This is a genomic window from Thalassospira sp. (genome assembly GCF_002709775.1).
GTDB lineage: Bacteria > Pseudomonadota > Alphaproteobacteria > Rhodospirillales > Thalassospiraceae > Thalassospira.
Window position 1 is genome coordinate 77,796 of the sequence record NZ_PAQR01000002.1, and the last position, 17,890, is coordinate 95,685.

Below are 17,890 nucleotides of genomic sequence, written 5' to 3' on the forward strand. Positions count from 1 at the left end.
ATGCGCTTGACCGTCGAACACAGAACCCACTATCGCTATGAAATGCCGGCCTATCACGCGGTGCAAAGTCTTAAGCTGACCCCGGCCGAGTTCGAAGGCCAGAAAATCATCAACTGGTCGATCACGGCTGAGGGATGCTCCATCGGATCGGAATTCACCGACGGCAATGGCGATGTCATCAGCACGCTTACCTCAAACGGCCCTGTCGACGCGATTGAAATCGTCGTCACTGGCGAGGTCGAAACCACCGACACCGCCGGCGTTTTGCGCGGTCACAAGGAACGGGCCTTTCCCGACGTGTTCCTGCGCTCGACACCCATGACGAAATCCAGTGCCGCCATCCGCAAACTTGCCGAAAAAGTCGCCAAAAAGTCCAAGGACGGCACAAAACTTGATCTGGCACATGCCCTTGCCGGTGCTGTGGCAGATGCCATTGAATATGCGCCTGGCACAACCCACGTCCATACTACGGCGGCGGATGCGTTGGCCGATGGCAAGGGTGTTTGTCAGGATCATGCCCATGTTCTGATCTCGGCTGCCCGCCATCTTGGCATTCCTGCCCGCTATGTATCGGGATATCTGTTTGCCGATCAGGATGGCAAACCGCATGAGGCATCCCATGCATGGGCGGAATTGCATTTGCCCGAATTCGGTTGGGTGGGGTTCGATCCGGCCAACAAGTGCTGCCCGACCGATTATTACATCCGGCTCGGCGCGGGGCTTGATGGCCAAGTCGCCACACCCGTTAGGGGCGTACATACTGGTGGCGCGAATGAAAATTTGGATGTAACAGTCGTCATTGCGCAGTCACAACAATAGTCGGACGACAAAAAGATGACCTACTGTGTCGGGTTGATGCTGAACGAAGGGATGGTTTTCCTTTCGGACACGCGGACCAATGCGGGCCTTGATAACATTTCGCGCTATCGCAAGATGTTCACTTGGGAAGTGCCCGGTGAACGCGCGATTGTCGCACTTTCGGCTGGCAACCTTGCCATCACCCAGGCGGTGATGAGCACCCTGCACGAGGCCATCGACGATCCCGAAACCGAACCGGGCAACTGCATCCTGAGCGCACCAAGCATGTTCCGCGTAGCCGAACTGGTCGGCGAAGCCATGCAGAAGGTGCAACTGAAATACCATGATACGCTTGAGCAGCACCATGAAAGCAGTGCTGCCTCGATCATGATTGGTGGTCAGCGCAAGGGCGGCGATCAGCGCCTGTTTCTGATCTATGCCGCGGGCAACTTCATCGAAGCCACGTCCGACACCCCTTATCTTCAGATCGGCGAACACAAATACGGCAAACCGATCCTTGATCGCGTGATCACGCCAGACACCCCGATACAGGACGGGGTCAAGGCGGTGCTGCTGTCGATGGATTCAACGCTGCGCTCCAACCTATCCGTCGGCATGCCGCTTGATCTGGCGGTGCTGCCAGATGATGCCTGCCAGTTTTCCGAAATCCGCCGGATCGAGGCCGAAGACAACGGTTTTCGCGCCCTGTCAGATGCCTGGTCAAACGCGCTCCGTGACGCCTTTGCCGATATGCCAGACGAGCATTGCGATATCGCCGCCGAATAAGCGTGATCAAAACAAGAAATCAAAGTCGGGCCATAATGGTCCGACTTTTTTCATGTCTGCGCCAATCTTACCGGCCGCGATGAAGCGATCCCTCAACCCGGGCCAGATGGCTGTGATGACTATGATGGCGGTGGGTCAAAAGCCGATAGACCCAGACCTTGATAAAGCCGGCAACGACAAACCAGCACAGCGCATAGCCCCAGACCACCAACGCGTGATACCAGCCAATCGGCGGCACGAACCAACCATAAACTGCGGCCAGCGTGCCAATAACCTGCGTGATCTCGGTCGCGAGAAACAGCTTCATGCTGGGATAGGGTTTCTGCCAGAAGAACGCCTTGTGCCGGGTGAGATAGATCGTCAGATGCCCTGCCACCAGAAGCTTCAGGAACACCAGTGTCTGAACTTCCGCGGGTGGCAGATGCAGCCACATTTCCGAGACCCATAACAAGGTAAAGGACGAGACAACCCCGATGGCGCCCAGAAGTGACGCCATGGTCAGTGTATTGCCCATATTCCATCGCACCGGGCGTTCGGCGACATCGGCATTGTCATAAGCGATCATCATGATCGGAAAGTCATTGAGTAACGCCAGCAACACGATCATCACCGCCGTCACGGGATAGAAATCAAACACCAAAATCGAAATCGTCATGAACAGCAGTACACGGATCGTTTCGGAAATCCGGAAGGTCGCGTAACTGCCCATGCGTTCGAAAATGCGCCGCGATTCTTCAATCGCACTGGTGATCACGGATATCCCCGGCGCGGTCAGGACAAGATCGGCGGCCGCACGCGCAGCATCCGTGGCATTGGATACGGCAATACCGATATCGGCCTGTTTAAGCGCAGGAGCATCATTCACCCCGTCGCCGGTCATGCCAACGATGTGGCCGCGATCCTGAAACTGGCGGACAATCGCATATTTATGTTCGGGAAAGACGCGCGCAAACCCATCGGCCTGTTCAATGGCCAACGGATCGCGGGCGCGGTTGTTTTGGTCAAACACCGCATCGGCGGGCATGATATTCTGACCCAGTCCGAGTTGCCCGGCGACTTCGCGGCCAATGGCCTCGTGATCGCCGGTGATCATGCGGATATCAACGCCCTTGCTCCGCAGTTCGGCAATTGTCGATGCCGCATCCTCGCGCGGCGGATCAAATAGCGGCAGCAATCCCAGAAACTGCCAGTTACCGTCCTGATCACGCTGCGCCACGCCAAGGGCACGGTATCCGTGCTCGGCCATGGTCTTGATCGCCTCCATCACCGGGCGATAGACCGCGACACTTTCAATATCGGATGCCTCATCGCCGCACAGAAGAGTCAGAACCGCCTGCGGCGCGCCTTTTGCCACCATGATGGACTGGCCGTCATGGGTGACTTCGGCCTCGGCGCGTTTACGAACCGGGTCGAACTGGCGGAATGTCGTGACGTCATATCCATCAAGCTTTGCCGGATCGCCAAGGGTGGCAAAGACCGCACTATCAATCGGATCGTGACTATCGGCCTCCGACGCCAAGGCAGCAGCCCGGATCAGGGTCGCTTCATCCTTTGCATCAATCAGAACCGGCGATCCCACCGTCAGGTGGTTTTGCGTCAGGGTGCCGGTTTTGTCAGAACACAGGATGTCCATGCCTGCCAGTTCTTCGATCGACACCAAGCGCGAAACAATCGCCTTCATCCGCGCAAGCTTTTCAGCCCCAACCGCCAACGTCACCGACAGAACCGCTGGCAAGGCAACCGGAATGGCCGCAACCGCCAGGATCAAGGCAAACAACAGGGTTTCCATCAACGGATCACCGCGATGCAGGGCCACCGTCATGATCAGCGCAATCAGCCCCAGCGTGATCAGGATCAGGAAGTTACCGATGCGCAATACCGCGCGCTGAAAATGTGATTGTTTGCCGGCACTTTTGACCAGACTTGCCGTCCGGCCAAGATAGGTCGCCATGCCAGTGGCAGTCACCATCGCAGTCATCTGCCCCTGACGCGCCACCGCACCGGAAAAGACGTCATCGCCGATCTTCTTATCAATCGCAAGCGACTCCCCGGTCAGCGCGGATTGATCAACCCGCAAATAATCACCCGTCAACAGTTTGGCATCGGCGGGAATGATATCCCCAAGCTTGATACGAATGATGTCACCGGGCACCAGTTCACGTGCCGGAAGGTCAGACCATTTGCCTCCGCGCAACACGCGGGCATCCGGGGCAAGGCGTTGTTTGAGGGCAGCGATGGCGTTATCGGCCTTGAATTCCTGCCAGAACCCGACCCCGGCATTCAGCACCAGCATCACCATGATGATCGCGAAGTCCGACCAGTGCTGCACCACGGCCGACAAGATGGCGGCACCTTCGATCATCCAGGGGATTGGCCCCCAGAAGAATGACAAAAGCTTCTTGAGCGCGCTGGTCTGATCATCCTTGAGCCGGTTTTCACCGAACTGCTCGGTCCGTTTTCTTACCTCGTCCTGCGCAAGACCGGTTTTCGGGTCTGTTTGCAGCAAGGAGGGATCAATTTCGGGGAAATCTCGTTTGGCAGTCTGTTCCATCATGATGGCGCCTCTCTGCCCCTTTTGGGTTCGCATGTGCGATGCGGGGAACGACAATTGTTCTAGAGTATATTGCACCGCACAACATTGTTGCACATCAATCCGGTCGACAAATCAATTGTCACAAATTATCTATAAAACATGACAAAGCGCAGCACAGACACCACGGTCGCGGGCCGCATTACCCGGGCACTGGCAGAGCGGATCATTTCCGGCGAATTCGCACCGGGCATGAAACTGCGTCAGGACCATTTCGCCGAGGAATTCGGTGCCAGCCATGTACCCGTACGCGAAGCATTCCGTCGGCTTGAGGCACAGGGCCTTGCGGTCAGTGAGCCGCGTCGCGGGGTTCGGGTTGCCAGTTTTGATGTTGCCGAGGTCCGTGAAGTCGCCGAAATGCGTGCATCGCTTGAGGTCCTTGCCCTGCGTCATGCCGCCCCGCATCTGACCCCCGAAATCCTTGATGTGGCAGAGGCCCATAATCGCGCTGGCGAAAATGCCGCTGACGTTCATGCCTGGGAACAGGCCAACAAGGCGTTCCACCGCGTGATCCTTGAACCCTGTGGCATGCCCAGATTGCTTGCGACGATTGATGACCTGCATGCGGCCAGCGCGCGTTTCCTGTTCTCGGGCTTTCGCATGGAATGGGAAGCCCCGACCGATCAGGACCACCGTGCGATCCTCGCCGCACTGCGCAGCAACCAGATCGACGTCGCCGCTGCCACCCTTGCCCGGCATGTCAAATGGATCGGTAACAAGCCCGGTAAAATGGTCCGCTCCTAGACGCCTTTCCGAGTGCACCGACCCACATCATTTCCCAAATTCCCCGCCCGTTTTTCGACAAAACGAACCGGTCCGAGTGAAAACGCACTCGGATTCAGGTTTACCTGCACGGAAATTCTCCTCGAAGACATAAATTCCACTCAAGTATCTCCATTTTATAGATAATATTTTCCTATTTGAATCAGATAATTAATCGTCATACAGGTAGAAACATCGGGGAATCTCTTTGACTCCACGATTTTCCCGTTGATTTCAACGCCCAATCCCGGCGTAATTAACAGACCAAACGTCATTTTATAGATAATTTGAATTCGAGGCGTCTCAGAACTCAATGACACCCCAATGTTGCAGGGCAGACTCCGCCGCCAAGTCGGTGCGGGAAATTCCACTGCACAGGGGTCCGCCACCGCCAGAACGGTGCTTCTGAACGCCTTGTCGGGTTCAACCCCCGAACCCGTGCCGCCCGCACGGGTTTAATTGGCGAAGCTCTCTATCCGTGGGGGCTTCGCCACTTTTCTTTGAGATGCGGGGGAATACGTCGCGCCAGCTCGGCGCCCGGGCAAAAGACCTAGTTCGCCTCGGCAGTTTCGCGCGGCTGATAGATAAAGCCATGGGCCGGATAAACACTGCCGAATGAACCAAGCGTGTTCATCATGCGGACTTCCGACCAGTCATTATTGGGCGATACATCGACCACCGGCTGGCGGTAATGCACCTTGCCGCGCGTGCGTGAATCGCTGCCCCAATTGGCGTGGTTCACAAGGATCTTTCGGCTATCAAGAATGGCCGAGACCACGGCAACATGGCCGAGTTTGAGGCGCGAGGTCTTGCGCAGCGCAAGAACGGCACCAACTTGCGGACGGTTGCCGCGCTGGAAGTTTTTCTGGCCAGCCTGACCCCACCAGGTCCAGGCATCGCCATAAATCTGGATGCCGGAAACTTCGCGTGCATAGGGCACGCATTGCAGGAACTTGTCAGTGGGGGTGAAGTTGTTCAGGCGGGAAGACGGGATATTGACGCTGGCAAGGGTCTGAACCGTGTCACTTGGCATCGGCCCGCTCGGCCGGGTTGCAGAATTACCTGTGGTAAAACAGGCCGAAAGCAGCAAGCACAGTCCGACAATCCCAACCAAACGCATCTGGAAATCCCCATCTTCTCACGATGGATCACCATAGGATGGCAGGCCTTAATAATCCTTTACCGCAATGCACCCGTGTGCGGCAAAGCGCCGATCCGATACAACCGCCAAAGTCCGACACAAGCCGCACACAGGATCAAAACACCCGATCCGCGTGCGGTATATTGAATGTGACCTGCTTCGGAAATAGCACCTAATAACGTTCCGCCAAGCGCCATGCCGCCAAAGCTTGTCGCACTCCAGAAGCTCATCACCCGTCCGCGCAGGCGGTTATCGACCGTGAGCTGAAGCGCCGTCTGCGAGCCGACACCGACCAGCGTCAATCCTCCCCCGGTCAGTGCGACCAGAACCACCGCCATCTCATACCACGGCGCAAATCCAAGCCCGGTCATACCAATGGCTGCCGCAAAGGCACCGATAATGGTGACACGTTGATAGGCAATGGCATCTGATGCAATCCGCGACAGGATAAAGGTTGATGCCACCGCCCCAATCCCGGCACTTGATGCCAACATGCCAAGCCCGGTGACACCGCGATCATAGACCGCCTCGGCAAAGACCGGCATCAGTTCGACCATGCCGGTCCCGACCAGCGAGACGAAACAGGAAAGCGCCAGTACCGATCGGATCATTGGATGGTTCAGCGCATAGCTTGCCCCATCCACAAGCGACGTCCAGATACGCCGGCTTTTGGCATCAGGGGCGCGTTCCATGTGAATGGTCACCACCGAGATGACAAACACCATCGGCAGATAACTGATCGCATTGATCATGAAAGCCGCCCCTGTGCCCCAAGTGGCGATCACCACACCACCGACAGCAGGCCCGACCAGCCGTGAAATATTGAAATTCATCGCGGCATAGGCCACTGCCCGGTTCATGAAGGCGCGCGGCACAATCACCGGCACGAGTGACAGGCGAATGGGCGTCATCGCACTGCCAAGGATCCCCATCGACCCGGCCAGCACCACCATCCAGGGCAGTGTCATCATGTCGGCATAGGACAGCCCCATCAGAAGGAACGAAACACCGGCCTGCCCAAGATTGAGCAACATGGCTGTCCGCCGCAAATCAACCCGATCGGCCATGACACCGAAAATCGGACCGAGGAAAAAGGCCGGCGCGAAATTAAGGGCTGCGATCATCCCGGTCCAGAAAGCCGACCCGGTCAGCGACCATGCCAGCCAGGACATGGCGATTTTCTGAATCCACAGCCCCTGGGTCGTGATGCATTGCCCGACAAGAAACAAAAGGAAATTGCGATCAGAAAAAATCGATCCTTGCACCACATCCTGATTGACTGGCTGGCTTGATTGATCCGGATCTGGGGCAGGGTCGGGAACAGGCACGAGGCCTCCAATCATGGGGTCGGGATCATGAGGTGGCGATGACACCAGACCGTTTTTGACAGGAACACGCGGGCAGAATGCGGCCCGGCAAGTCACGGGATTATACGAAAGACAGGTCGCTCAAGCATCAATTCTTCGTAAATCGAAGACGGCACGCCTTCCAAAACCGGGAATTGCGACACATATCTATCTTAATAACGAAGTCATCAATAACAGATAAAATCGTCCAAGAAACCAACGCCTTATATCAGGGTTTCGACCCTGGGCCGGGATATTGCCACGCATGGTTCAGACATTCCGCGACATCGAACGCGAACAATTCGCCATCAGCCCGAAGACCTGCGAATGGACCATTCGCGCGATGACGGCATTGCGGGCCAATATCGACATCAACATCAAGATGCACGGGCCGCGCGACCATTTGTCGCAGGGTGACATTTTCATGTTCAACCACTTCGCGCGGTTTGAAACCTTTATCCCGCAGTTCCTCATCGCGCTTGAAACCGGGGTCTATTGCCGATCCATCGCATCGGGCGAATTCTTTGCCCAGGACAACACATTCTCCCGTTATCTGCGCGCCCTTGGTGGTGTGCCCAATGACTATGAACGGCTGTTGCCGTTTCTGGCCGAAGAAATCCTGCGCGGTGGCAAGGTAGTGGTCTTTCCCGAGGGCGGCATGGTCAAGGATCGCCGGGTTCTGACCGAGATACGCCCGCACCCCAAACGCCCTGATTACAGCATATATTCCAGATCAGCTGACACCAGACGCGCGCACCATACCGGTGCGGCCTTGCTTGGACTTTGCATTGATGGCTTCAAGATCGGGCTGTCCGCCCTGATCGAGAAGGGCAAAACCCACGAACTCAAACGCTGGGCTGCCCTTCTGGAGCGCAGCGAAGATGATTTGCGCGCGATCCTTGCCAAGCCGACCCTGATGTTTCCGGCCAATATCACCTTCCATCCGCTACGTGTGGATCAGAACCTTTTGGCCCGCGCAGCCGACATGTTTACCGGCGGGCTTAGCCCCAAGATGGCCGAGGAAATGATCATCGAAGGCAATCTGATGTTCAAGAAGACCGATATGGACATCCGTCTCGGCGACCCGGTAGATCCACGTGATCAGTTCAACTGGCTTGACCGTCGTTTGCTGGCAAAACGGGTTGAGCAGGCCACCTGCATGGATGATCTGTTCAAACCGGCCAAGACGCTTGAAAAGATCACCGACCGCATTCCGCAATTTGCCATTACGCGCAATATCAAGCCGCTCCGCGATCATTGCATGTCGGTGATGTATTCCAACCTCACGATCAATGTCAGCCATCTGGCATCGCGCCTGATCATGATGTGGCTTGAGGATGGCGTGACCGAGATCGATATCAGCCACTTTGACCGCACCCTTTATCTGGCGATAAAGAACATCCAGCAGGCGGAGAATGTCCATCTGCATCGCGGCATGCGCAATCCGGCGGACTATGTCGGCATTTTCGAACTCAACTGCCCGCAAATCCGCTTCTTTATCGACAGTGCGGTTCAGTTGGGCCTGATTGAACGTCGCGATCAGAAATACTGCTTCCTGCCGAAATTGCAGGCCGAGGCCAGCTTTGATCAGATCCGCATGGACAATCCGATCATGGTCTATGCCAATGAAATGGCACCGATCCATGCCGCCTGGCAGGCGCTTGAACGTGCGCGGATCGAGGTGGATCATCTAAGTCCGACCGACATCGCCCATCGTCGCTTTGATGACGAAATTTTGGCTTGGCAGTGGAACCACACCAAGTTCCAGAAACCGAAATATGATGCGATCAACAGTCAGGAAACCGCGACCGCCGATAGCCGCCCCTATTTGCTGCTGCCGAACGGGCAGACGCGATTTAACTGCGGTGTATTGCTGGTACATGGTTTTCTAGCATCACCGGCGGAACTCCGCGAACTGGGTGAAAAGTTTGCGGCCATGGGCCACGCAGTAATGGGGGTTAGGCTTGCCGGACACGGCACATCACCCCATGAATTGCAAAAACGCAAATGGACCGATTGGCTGGCATCGGTCCGGCGCGGTTATGAAATCCTGAGTCCATTTTGTGATCAGGTGATCATTGTCGGCTTTTCGACCGGCGGCGCACTTTCGGCCATCCATGCCGCCGACAAACCCGAAAAACTCCGCGCACTTGTTCTGGCGGGTACGCCGCTTAAATTCCGCAATCGCAATCTGATGTTTGTGCCGTTGCTGTATGGTGCGAACAAGCTGATGGGCTGGATGCCGTCTGCGCAGGAATTGCTCAGCTTCCGGCCCAACGAATCCGAGCATCCCGAGATCAATTACCGCAATATCCCGATTGGTGGATTGCATCAATTGCGCCAGACCGTGGCCGAGATGCAGCGCCGCCTGCCGGATCTGGACTGCGCAACCCTGATCCTGCAGGGCGATGGTGACAAGGTCGTCGATCCGGCCAGCGCCAACATGATCCGGCGTCTGGCAACCAGCACCAATGAGGGTGCCGAGATCGAGGTCCAGATGCTGAAATCCGAACGCCACGGCATCGTCAATGAAGACATTGATCATGCCCACGACCGTATCATCGACTTCATCCAAAGCCATTGCGATATGGCCGATGCGCAAACGGAAGCCATCCCCGCCGAGTAATCGCGCGCTGCATTCACACATCTGCACACACCGCTAACAACCGCACAACTTACTCCTTGGCCGCCCATCACCTTCGACCCACGCACACTTCTTGTTGACGAAAAATGCATCCCGTCATAGTTTGGATCCATGGATACAAATACGATTACACAAACCCTGCGTGAAGAGATCGAAGCTGGCAGCTTGCCGCCAGGTACCGTGCTTAAGCAGGAAGAACTCGCTGCGCGCTTTGGTGTCAGTCGCCAGCCGATCCGCCACGCGCTTGAACGACTGCACGAATCCGGCCTGCTTGAAAAGCGCCCGGACAGAAGCCTTGCTGTCACCGGTTTGCGCGGCAAGGACGTGCGCGAGCTTTGTCAGATTCGCATCTCGCTAGAGGTCACCGCACTTGAACTGTCTGCCCCCAATCTGAGCCCGTCAGCCCTGCGCAAGGCCAAGCGCCTGAATGAGGACCTGTTTGAAGAAGACGATCCTGACATGCTGGCTGAGCTGGATCAGGAATTTCACGCCACCCTTTATGGCGCATGCGGCAATCAAAGGCTTCTCACAATGATCGAAGGATTTCGCAGCGAGGCCAAGCGCGCCTATGCCCTGCAGCCAAAGGGATCGCGACCGCGAAGTGCATTTTACGAAGAACATCAGCAAATTCTTGATGCCATCGCAGCCGGGGATATCGCCACCGCCTGCAAGGTTTTGAGCACCCATATCGGCGTCACCGCCGGCACATTGATCCCGATTGATCAATCCTGAAGACCGAGGAGCCCCGCATGAGCAGCTTTGGCGCAGAAGTCATCTGGCAGCGCAAGGAAGCCGAAATTTTTACCGATCGCCGCTATTCACGCGGTCATGTCTGGCGCTTTGATGGCGGGGTCGAAGTTCCGGCATCTTCATCCCCACATGTGGTGCCGCTGCCCTATTCGCTGGAAGAAAATGTCGACCCGGAAGAAGCCTTTGTCGCCGCCCTATCAAGCTGCCACATGCTGTTCTTCCTGCATTTCGCATCCGATGACGGGCTGGTGGTCGATCATTATGCCGATGCTGCGATCGGCGAGATGAAAAACGTCGATGGCAAAACCATGATCACCAAGGTGACGTTGCGTCCCGATATCCGTTATGGCGGCAAGGCACCGGATGCAAAACTTGTCGCGGACCTGCATCACCGGGCGCACGAAGCGTGCTTTCTTGCCAATTCAGTCAAAACTGAAGTCGTTGTCGAGCCGGTTTGACGCCTAGTTCGCGAGGGGCTTTTGCGCACAGATGGCATAGCGATGCTGTGCGCCGCGCTCCAGCCCCTTGGCAAAGCTGATATGTTTTTTCTGAGCGCTGTGGATCTGTTTCAGATCGAAATCCACCGCAATCGGATCAAACCCGGTCTGGCTCAGCATGGCTTTGACTTCGTCGGCCCTTGCCCCGTTTGAGAAATGCACGCGGGCCAGAATGTCATGATGGGTCTGCATATGTGCCACCGGTTCAACCGGTTTGCGCAGACCCAGACTTTCAAGGAAACCAGCCATTGCCTTGTTGAATTTCGTCGCCCAGGTCGGGGAAACGAAATCGCCATCAACCACCAGAAGCTTGCCACCGGGTTTCAGAACCCGGAACCATTCCGCAAACGCCGCCGCCGGGTCGACCAGCGTCCAGACCAGATGACGGGTGACGATCACGTCATAGCTGTCATCGTCTTCAAGGGTCCGCTCCGCATCGCCGAGCAGGAAACGGATGTTCGATCCGCGCTGCTTTGATTTTGCGCGTGCCTTTTCAAGCATCGTTTCCGACCAGTCCATGCCGGTCACATCAAAGCCAAGATCATGCATCAGATGACTGATCACGCCAGTCCCACTTGCCAGATCAAGCGCCTTGCGCCCGTCACCCTTGCCAAAATGGCGTTCAAACAGGGCATGCCAGGCACTGCGTTCGGACTCTGAAAAAATCTCGTGGCCGGGCTGCTGATCAAAGGTTTCTGCGCGCATCGACCAGTACTCCTTGATCTCTTCGCGCAGATTGTAATTGCTGGCGTGGCTCATTTTTCCGGATCTCTCTTGGCCGAAAACGGCAGAAACCTGCCGCGTTGCTCAACTCTAAATTGAATATTATTATCTTTTAATAAATCAAAAATTTTCACTATTTTTGCGAAACATATTGATTTGCATTCTTAATAACTGATAATCCCGGCCTCAGGCAATCCTAATTTTGAGGGAATGGGAATGAAAATATTGGGTGCATTTGCCGCAGTTACCATACTGCTGGCAGGAACGGCACAAGCCGCAGAAACCGTCACGATCACCGACATTGCCGGACGTGAAGTCGCGGTCGAACTGCCGGTCGAACGTGTCATTCTGGGGGAAGGACGCCTGATTTATGGTCTGGCAACGCTTGATAGCGAAGACCCCTTCCAGCGTGTTGTCGGCTGGCGCGACGACCTGAAAAAGGCCGATCCGCAGACCTACGACATCTATGCTGCAAAATATCCGCGCATTGACGACATTCCGACCTTTGGTGGCATGAAAGACGGCACGTTCGACATCGAACAGGCCATTTCGGTCAACCCGGACGTCGTGATCATGAACCTGGAAGCCAAAAGTGCGACCGAAGATGGCGGTTTTGACGAAAAACTCGCCGCTGTTGGCATTCCGCTGGTCTATATCGACTTCCGCGAAGCGCCGATGAAAAACACCGACAACAGCATGAAAATCCTCGGTCAGCTAACCGGCAAGGAAGACCGTGCTGCGGAATTCATCACCTTCCGCACCAACAGCATCAAGAACGTCACCGACCGCATTGCCAAGGCAAACCCGGAAAAACCGCAGGTCTTCATTGAACGCGCGGCGGGTTATTCCGATGAATGCTGCATGTCGTTTGGTAACGAAAACTTCGGCACCATGGTTGAAATGGCCGGTGGCGTGAACATCGCGGCATCGATCATTCCGGGCACCTTTGGCACGATCAACCCGGAACAGGTTGTTGCGTCCAACCCCGATCAGTTCGTCGGCACCGGTGCAAGCTGGGAAGCCTATTCCCCGGGTGGCGCATGGGTCGGTCTTGGCCCGGATGCCGATATGGTTGAAGCACGCCGTAAACTGGTTGGCCTGATGGAACGCCCGGCCTTTACCGGCGTCAAAGCGGTCGAAAACGGTGAAGTCCATGCCGTCTGGCACCAGTTCTATAACAGCCCGTACCAGTTCGTTGTGATCGAACAGATGGCGAAATGGTTCCACCCGGACCTGTTTGCTGACATCGATGCAGAAGCAACCTTCAAGGAACTGCACGAACGCTTCCTGCCGCTGGATTACCAGCCAGGCTACTTCATCTCGATCAGCGATACAGCCACAAACTAATGACGACCAACCAAATCAGCGTCGAAGCCGGGAGCGTGCATTACAAGGCACGCTCCCTGCGTCGTTTTCTGCTCCTGCTTGCAATGGCGGGGGCATTGTTTCTTTCGTTTGCCATCGATCTGGCCACGGGCCCGGCGAATTATCCGTTATCGGACGTGATCGCCACCCTGCTTGATCCATGGTCAGCCACCGATCAGCTGCGCGTGGTGATCTGGGATATCCGCATGCCGGTCGCGCTCATGGCGCTGACCGTGGGTGCTGCCCTGTCGACCGCAGGCGCGCAAATGCAGACCATCCTTGCCAACCCGCTGGCCAGCCCCTTTACGCTGGGCATTTCGGCCGCCGCCGGGTTTGGCGCGGCTCTGGCCTTGGTACTCGGTGTTGCGCTTCTGCCGGCCTTTGTTGATTTCATCATTCCGCTCAATGCCTTCATCATGGCGATGGGCACGGCATTGATCATTCATTTCTTTAGCCGCCTGCGCGGTGTGACGGTCGAGACCATCGTGCTTCTGGGGATTGCGCTGGTCTTTACCTTCAACGCGCTTCTGGCCCTTTTGCAGTATCTGGCAAGTGAGCAGGCCCTGGCGGCTGTTGTCTTCTGGACCATGGGGTCACTTGTGAAGGCAACCTGGACCAAGGTGGCGGTAACCGCCGTTGCGGTCGTGATTGCCATTCCGCTCTTTACCCGTCAGGCATGGGCATTGACTGCCCTTCGGCTCGGCGATGCCAAGGCGGAAAGTTTTGGCGTGAATGTGCAGGGGCTTCGTCTGCGAACCATGTTGATCGTAAGCCTTCTGGCCGCCATTCCGGTCTCATTCGTCGGCACGATTGGCTTTATCGGTCTTGTCGGGCCGCATATTGCCCGCATGCTGGTCGGTGAAGATCAACGCTTCTTCCTTCCGGCATCCATTCTGTGCGGCGCCTTGATCCTGTCGGCGACATCGGTGCTGTCGAAATTGCTGATCCCGGGTGCGATCCTGCCGATCGGGGTGATCACCGCCCTTGTCGGTGTGCCCTTCTTCTTCTCGCTGATCTTCGCAAGTCGGAGGAAATCATGGTAACGCTGCGTCTTGAAGATATCGGAACCCGCTATGGCAAGGTGCAGGTGGTATCCGGTGTCACCACCCCGACCATTCAGCCCGGCACCGTGACCGCCGTCATTGGCCCGAACGCGGCTGGTAAGTCGAGCCTGTTTCGCCGTGTTGCCGGCCTTGCACAGGGCGGCGGTGTTGTCGATCTTGGATCACATAGCCCGGATCGCAATACGATTTGCTATATGCCACAGGATACCGGCTCGACCGCCGTTCTGTCAGTCTATGAGTCGGTCATTCTCGCCGCCAAACAGGGTTCGAGCCTGCGCGTGCGCGCCGAGGAACTGGCCCGGATTGATGAGATTCTTGCCGCCCTTCGTATTGGTGATCTTGCCGGCCGGAATCTTGGCGAGCTGAGCGGCGGGCAACGCCAGCTGGTCGCGATTGCCCAGACGCTGGTGCGTGATCCGAAGATCCTTCTGATGGATGAGCCGACCTCAGCCCTTGATCTGCATCGCCAGATGGAAGTCCTGTCCTTCATGCGTGACGTCGCCAAAGGCCAGAACATCATCGTTCTGATCGCCATTCACGATCTGAACCACGCCCTGCAATATTGCGATCAGGCCATGGCCATTCGCGATGGCAGGATGGTGGCGTTTGGTCCGTGCTCGGATGTGATCGACAGCGACCTTCTGCGCGATGTCTATCAGGTCGATGGTCATGTCGAGCTCAACTCGCTCGGCCATCCGCACATCGTGCTGCGCGGTCCCAGCGATGAAACCAACAGCCGTCACAATACCGCTGTTGGTCACAACGATCTGGCAGACACCGCACTGGCTGCTCAATAGGAAGGCGCAGCTTTCCTTGTGATTAAAAACTTTGCATTTGAGGCATTTTCTGCTTCCATGGACGAATGATGATCATGCATCGCAACAGCGTCATGTTTGACGCTATTTTCCTTTGCGAACGGGGGTAAAATTCCCTGGCGATGTCTTTCATGCTTCAGGAGGCAGAACTTGCAGACCGGCGCGCCATTCAGTTTTGAACGCTTTACCTTTCCCGACCTGAAAACCCTGTTGGCAAAGGCAAGTCCGCTTCGGTCCGGCGATGTGCTGGCTGGTCTTGCCGCAAGCTCGGATGAAGAACGGGTGGCGGCGCGCTTTGCGCTGGCTGATGTGCCGCTCAAACGGTTTTTAAGCGAGGCCCTTGTTCCCTATGAGGATGATGACGTCACCCGCATGATCATTGACGATCATGATGCGGATGCCTTTGCACCGGTATCCTCGATGACTGTGGGTGAATTTCGCAACTGGCTTCTGGGCGATGACGCCACGCCTGAAGCGCTTAAACATCTCGCACCCGGCCTGACGCCGGAGATGGTGGCGGCGGTTTCAAAACTGATGCGCAATCAGGACCTGATTGCCGTTGCCAAGAAATGCCATGTCGTGACCGCCTTTCGCAATACGATCGGCCTGCCCGGCCATCTTTCGGTCCGTCTGCAGCCGAACCATCCGACGGATGATCCGGCCGGCGTTGCCGCCTCGATCCTTGATGGGTTGATGCATGGCAGTGGCGATGCGGTAATTGGCATCAACCCGGCCACCGACAGCCCGGAAGCAATGATCGAGCTTCTTAAACTGATCGACGAGGTCCGTGAACGGATCGATATCCCGACCCAGTCCTGCGTTTTGGCCCATGTGACCACGGCGATTGATGTCATGGCGCGTAATGCGCCGGTTGATCTGGTGTTCCAATCAATTGCTGGCACCCAAAAGGCCAATGAAAGCTTTGGCATCAATCTGTCCATGCTGGCCGAGGCCGAAGACGCCGCCAAGGGACTTAAGCGCGGCACGGTTGGCGACAATGTGATGTATTTCGAAACCGGACAGGGTGCTGCCCTTTCGGCCGATGCCCACGAAGGCATCGATCAGCAAACCGTCGAGGCACGCGCCTATGCCGTCGCACGCAAATACTCACCGCTTCTGGTCAACACCGTGGTCGGCTTTATCGGCCCGGAATATCTGTTTGATGGCAAGCAGATCACCCGTGCGGGTCTTGAGGACCATTTCTGTGGCAAGTTGCTTGGCGTGCCGATGGGATGTGATGTTTGCTATACCAACCATGCCGAGGCCGATCAGGATGACATGGACAACCTGCTAACCCTTCTGGGGGTTGCAGGCTGCAACTTCGTTATCGGGGTGCCGGGTGCGGATGACATCATGCTTAATTACCAAAGCACCAGCTTCCATGATGCGATGTATCTGCGTTCTGTGCTGGGTCTGCAGCCGGCACCGGAATTTGCCGCCTGGTTGCGCAAGATGGAAATCCTTGATCAGAATGGCCGCACCCGCCCGCAGCTTGACGGGCAAGCAGCCCAGAACCTTCTGGCTTGGTCGGGGGCCGCTTAAATGAGCAATCTGACCAACAAGAAAATCCCGAGCGGCCTTGATCCGTGGAATGCCCTTCGGGTTCATACCGATGCCCGTATCGGCCTTGGCCGGGTCGGTGACGGCTTGCCAACCGAACGGTTGCTGGAATTCCAGATGGCGCATGCACGCGCCCGAGATTCGGTGCATATGGCCTTTGAGGCCGATTCCGTGCGTGCCCAGCTTGATGGGCTTGATCACCCAATCCTCGATGTTCATTCCGCCGCCCCGGATCGCCCGACCTATCTGCAACGCCCCGATTTGGGTCGTTTGCTTGATGACGAGTCGGCTGCGACGCTGGGCCAACATGCCGGGGACTATGACGTTGCCTTCATTCTGGCTGATGGTCTGTCGGCCCGCGCCACCCATGACCATGCGGCCAATACCCTGTCGCTGATCCTTGATCAGTTGGGTGAAAGCTGGTCGGTCGCACCGGTGACGCTGGCAACCCAATCGCGCGTCGGACTGGGTGACGAAATTGGTGCGGCCTTAGGGGCGAAACTAACAGTGATGCTGATTGGCGAACGCCCGGGTCTGTCGAGTGCCGATTCGCTTGGTTGTTATCTGACATGGGGACCAAAGCGCGGACGTTCGAACGCAGATCGCAACTGCGTTTCAAACATCCGCCCGGCCGGTCTGACCCCGGAAAAGGCTGCGAAAAAGATCGCCTATCTGATGACCGAATCGCGCAAGATGGGCCTGTCGGGTGTGGCGTTGAAGGACAATTCATCCAACCCCGACCTGATCGAAGGCTAGGCCTTAAGCGCCTCAAGACCGTCTGCCACCATCACCGGATCAAATTCCGTGATGTGATAGTCGGCCAGATCATGCTGATGAAACGGATCGCGTGTCAGTTCGTCTTCAAGGGCTGCGCGATCACCCTTGGCCAGGATCACCCCACCATCGCGCGGGATCTTGCGCCCGGATGCCAAAAACATGCCCTTGGCATAGGCCTGCTTGAGCCAGGCAATATGGCCCTCGATATGGGCATCAACCTGTTCAAGCGGCACCTTGTAGCTCAGCGAAACGACAAACATCGGTTTTCCTGT

The 17,890-nt window shown here is 56.5% G+C and carries 16 protein-coding genes; 11 read left to right on the plus strand and 5 right to left on the minus strand.

Going from position 1 to position 17,890, the window contains the following annotated elements; translation table 11 throughout:
• Both CMO10_RS00605 and CMO10_RS00610 read left to right on the plus strand, forming a co-directional pair.
• Positions 1 to 819, plus strand: coding sequence for a transglutaminase family protein (locus tag CMO10_RS00605; RefSeq protein WP_297018370.1), 819 nt, complete (start codon positions 1 to 3; stop codon positions 817 to 819).
• Positions 820 to 834: 15 nt separating this feature from the next.
• Entirely contained in the window at positions 835 to 1,584 is a 750-nt protein-coding gene (locus tag CMO10_RS00610) for a proteasome-type protease (RefSeq protein ID WP_297018371.1), read from the plus strand.
• A 67-nt stretch (positions 1,585 to 1,651) separates the two neighbouring features.
• Here CMO10_RS00610 and CMO10_RS00615 read toward each other — a convergent pair whose 3' ends face one another.
• Positions 1,652 to 4,138 (minus strand): plasma-membrane proton-efflux P-type ATPase, encoded by a 2,487-nt coding sequence (locus tag CMO10_RS00615; RefSeq protein ID WP_297018372.1) that lies wholly within the window; start codon positions 4,136 to 4,138, stop codon positions 1,652 to 1,654.
• Between the two features lie 138 nt (positions 4,139 to 4,276).
• On the opposite strand from CMO10_RS00615, the gene CMO10_RS00620 reads away from it, so the two are divergent.
• A complete protein-coding gene (locus CMO10_RS00620) occupies positions 4,277 to 4,918 on the plus strand; it encodes a GntR family transcriptional regulator (protein WP_297018373.1) in 642 nt (213 codons plus the stop codon).
• 568 nt (positions 4,919 to 5,486) lie between these two features.
• Here the strand turns inward: CMO10_RS00620 and CMO10_RS00625 are convergent.
• A complete protein-coding gene (locus tag CMO10_RS00625; protein ID WP_044830059.1) occupies positions 5,487 to 6,056 on the minus strand; it encodes a CHAP domain-containing protein in 570 nt (189 codons plus the stop codon).
• Between the two features lie 59 nt (positions 6,057 to 6,115).
• Positions 6,116 to 7,405 carry an MFS transporter gene (locus CMO10_RS00630; protein WP_297018374.1) on the minus strand — a complete coding sequence of 430 codons (1,290 nt, stop codon included), beginning with the start codon at positions 7,403 to 7,405 and terminating at the stop codon, positions 6,116 to 6,118.
• Between the two features lie 283 nt (positions 7,406 to 7,688).
• Here CMO10_RS00630 and CMO10_RS00635 point away from each other — a divergent pair, with 283 nt between their 5' ends.
• The 3 genes from CMO10_RS00635 to CMO10_RS00645 all read left to right on the plus strand — a co-directional run bounded on the left by CMO10_RS00635 (position 7,689) and on the right by CMO10_RS00645 (position 11,275).
• Positions 7,689 to 10,049, plus strand: a complete 2,361-nt coding sequence (locus CMO10_RS00635) for an alpha/beta fold hydrolase (RefSeq protein WP_297018375.1) — start codon at positions 7,689 to 7,691, stop codon at positions 10,047 to 10,049.
• 129 nt (positions 10,050 to 10,178) lie between these two features.
• Positions 10,179 to 10,799 (plus strand): GntR family transcriptional regulator, encoded by a 621-nt coding sequence (locus CMO10_RS00640; protein WP_297018377.1) that lies wholly within the window; start codon positions 10,179 to 10,181, stop codon positions 10,797 to 10,799.
• Positions 10,800 to 10,816: 17 nt separating this feature from the next.
• Positions 10,817 to 11,275 carry an OsmC family protein gene (locus tag CMO10_RS00645; protein ID WP_297018379.1) on the plus strand — a complete coding sequence of 153 codons (459 nt, stop codon included), beginning with the start codon at positions 10,817 to 10,819 and terminating at the stop codon, positions 11,273 to 11,275.
• Between the two features lie 3 nt (positions 11,276 to 11,278).
• On the opposite strand, the gene CMO10_RS00650 is transcribed toward CMO10_RS00645, so the two are convergent.
• Entirely contained in the window at positions 11,279 to 12,073 is a 795-nt protein-coding gene (locus CMO10_RS00650) for a class I SAM-dependent methyltransferase (RefSeq protein WP_297018380.1), read from the minus strand.
• A gap of 180 nt (positions 12,074 to 12,253) precedes the next feature.
• Between CMO10_RS00650 and CMO10_RS00655 the strand changes: the two genes are divergently transcribed.
• From CMO10_RS00655 to eutC, 5 genes are all read left to right on the plus strand, one after another.
• Positions 12,254 to 13,384: an ABC transporter substrate-binding protein gene (locus CMO10_RS00655; protein ID WP_297018382.1), complete on the plus strand. Its 1,131-nt coding sequence runs from the start codon at positions 12,254 to 12,256 to the stop codon at positions 13,382 to 13,384.
• Positions 13,384 to 14,445: a FecCD family ABC transporter permease gene (locus CMO10_RS00660; protein ID WP_297018384.1), complete on the plus strand. Its 1,062-nt coding sequence runs from the start codon at positions 13,384 to 13,386 to the stop codon at positions 14,443 to 14,445. The genes CMO10_RS00655 and CMO10_RS00660 overlap by 1 nt, the downstream gene beginning before the upstream one ends.
• Positions 14,439 to 15,263 (plus strand): ABC transporter ATP-binding protein, encoded by an 825-nt coding sequence (locus tag CMO10_RS00665; RefSeq protein WP_297018386.1) that lies wholly within the window; start codon positions 14,439 to 14,441, stop codon positions 15,261 to 15,263. The genes CMO10_RS00660 and CMO10_RS00665 overlap by 7 nt, the downstream gene beginning before the upstream one ends.
• A gap of 168 nt (positions 15,264 to 15,431) precedes the next feature.
• Positions 15,432 to 16,823: an ethanolamine ammonia-lyase subunit EutB gene (locus CMO10_RS00670; protein WP_297018387.1), complete on the plus strand. Its 1,392-nt coding sequence runs from the start codon at positions 15,432 to 15,434 to the stop codon at positions 16,821 to 16,823.
• Positions 16,824 to 17,597: an ethanolamine ammonia-lyase subunit EutC gene (gene eutC / locus CMO10_RS00675; RefSeq protein ID WP_297018389.1), complete on the plus strand. Its 774-nt coding sequence runs from the start codon at positions 16,824 to 16,826 to the stop codon at positions 17,595 to 17,597.
• Here the strand turns inward: eutC and CMO10_RS00680 are convergent.
• The gene (locus CMO10_RS00680) at positions 17,594 to 17,878 is read right to left on the minus strand and encodes a YciI family protein (protein ID WP_297018390.1); all 285 of its coding nucleotides are present in this window, start codon (positions 17,876 to 17,878) and stop codon (positions 17,594 to 17,596) included. The genes eutC and CMO10_RS00680 overlap by 4 nt on opposite strands.
• Positions 17,879 to 17,890: the final 12 nt, after the last annotated feature.

Coding starts and splice junctions, on each gene's coding strand:
- CMO10_RS00625 (WP_044830059.1), bottom strand. CDS start 6,056: ATGCGTTTGGTTGGGATTGTCGGACTGTGCTTGCTGCTTTCGGCCTGT.
- CMO10_RS00650 (WP_297018380.1), bottom strand. CDS start 12,073: ATGAGCCACGCCAGCAATTACAATCTGCGCGAAGAGATCAAGGAGTAC.
- CMO10_RS00645 (WP_297018379.1), top strand. CDS start 10,817: ATGAGCAGCTTTGGCGCAGAAGTCATCTGGCAGCGCAAGGAAGCCGAA.
- CMO10_RS00610 (WP_297018371.1), top strand. CDS start 835: ATGACCTACTGTGTCGGGTTGATGCTGAACGAAGGGATGGTTTTCCTT.
- CMO10_RS00680 (WP_297018390.1), bottom strand. CDS start 17,878: ATGTTTGTCGTTTCGCTGAGCTACAAGGTGCCGCTTGAACAGGTTGAT.
- CMO10_RS00635 (WP_297018375.1), top strand. CDS start 7,689: ATGGTTCAGACATTCCGCGACATCGAACGCGAACAATTCGCCATCAGC.
- eutC (WP_297018389.1), top strand. CDS start 16,824: ATGAGCAATCTGACCAACAAGAAAATCCCGAGCGGCCTTGATCCGTGG.
- CMO10_RS00615 (WP_297018372.1), bottom strand. CDS start 4,138: ATGATGGAACAGACTGCCAAACGAGATTTCCCCGAAATTGATCCCTCC.
- CMO10_RS00655 (WP_297018382.1), top strand. CDS start 12,254: ATGAAAATATTGGGTGCATTTGCCGCAGTTACCATACTGCTGGCAGGA.
- CMO10_RS00665 (WP_297018386.1), top strand. CDS start 14,439: ATGGTAACGCTGCGTCTTGAAGATATCGGAACCCGCTATGGCAAGGTG.
- CMO10_RS00660 (WP_297018384.1), top strand. CDS start 13,384: ATGACGACCAACCAAATCAGCGTCGAAGCCGGGAGCGTGCATTACAAG.
- CMO10_RS00605 (WP_297018370.1), top strand. CDS start 1: ATGCGCTTGACCGTCGAACACAGAACCCACTATCGCTATGAAATGCCG.
- CMO10_RS00620 (WP_297018373.1), top strand. CDS start 4,277: ATGACAAAGCGCAGCACAGACACCACGGTCGCGGGCCGCATTACCCGG.
- CMO10_RS00640 (WP_297018377.1), top strand. CDS start 10,179: ATGGATACAAATACGATTACACAAACCCTGCGTGAAGAGATCGAAGCT.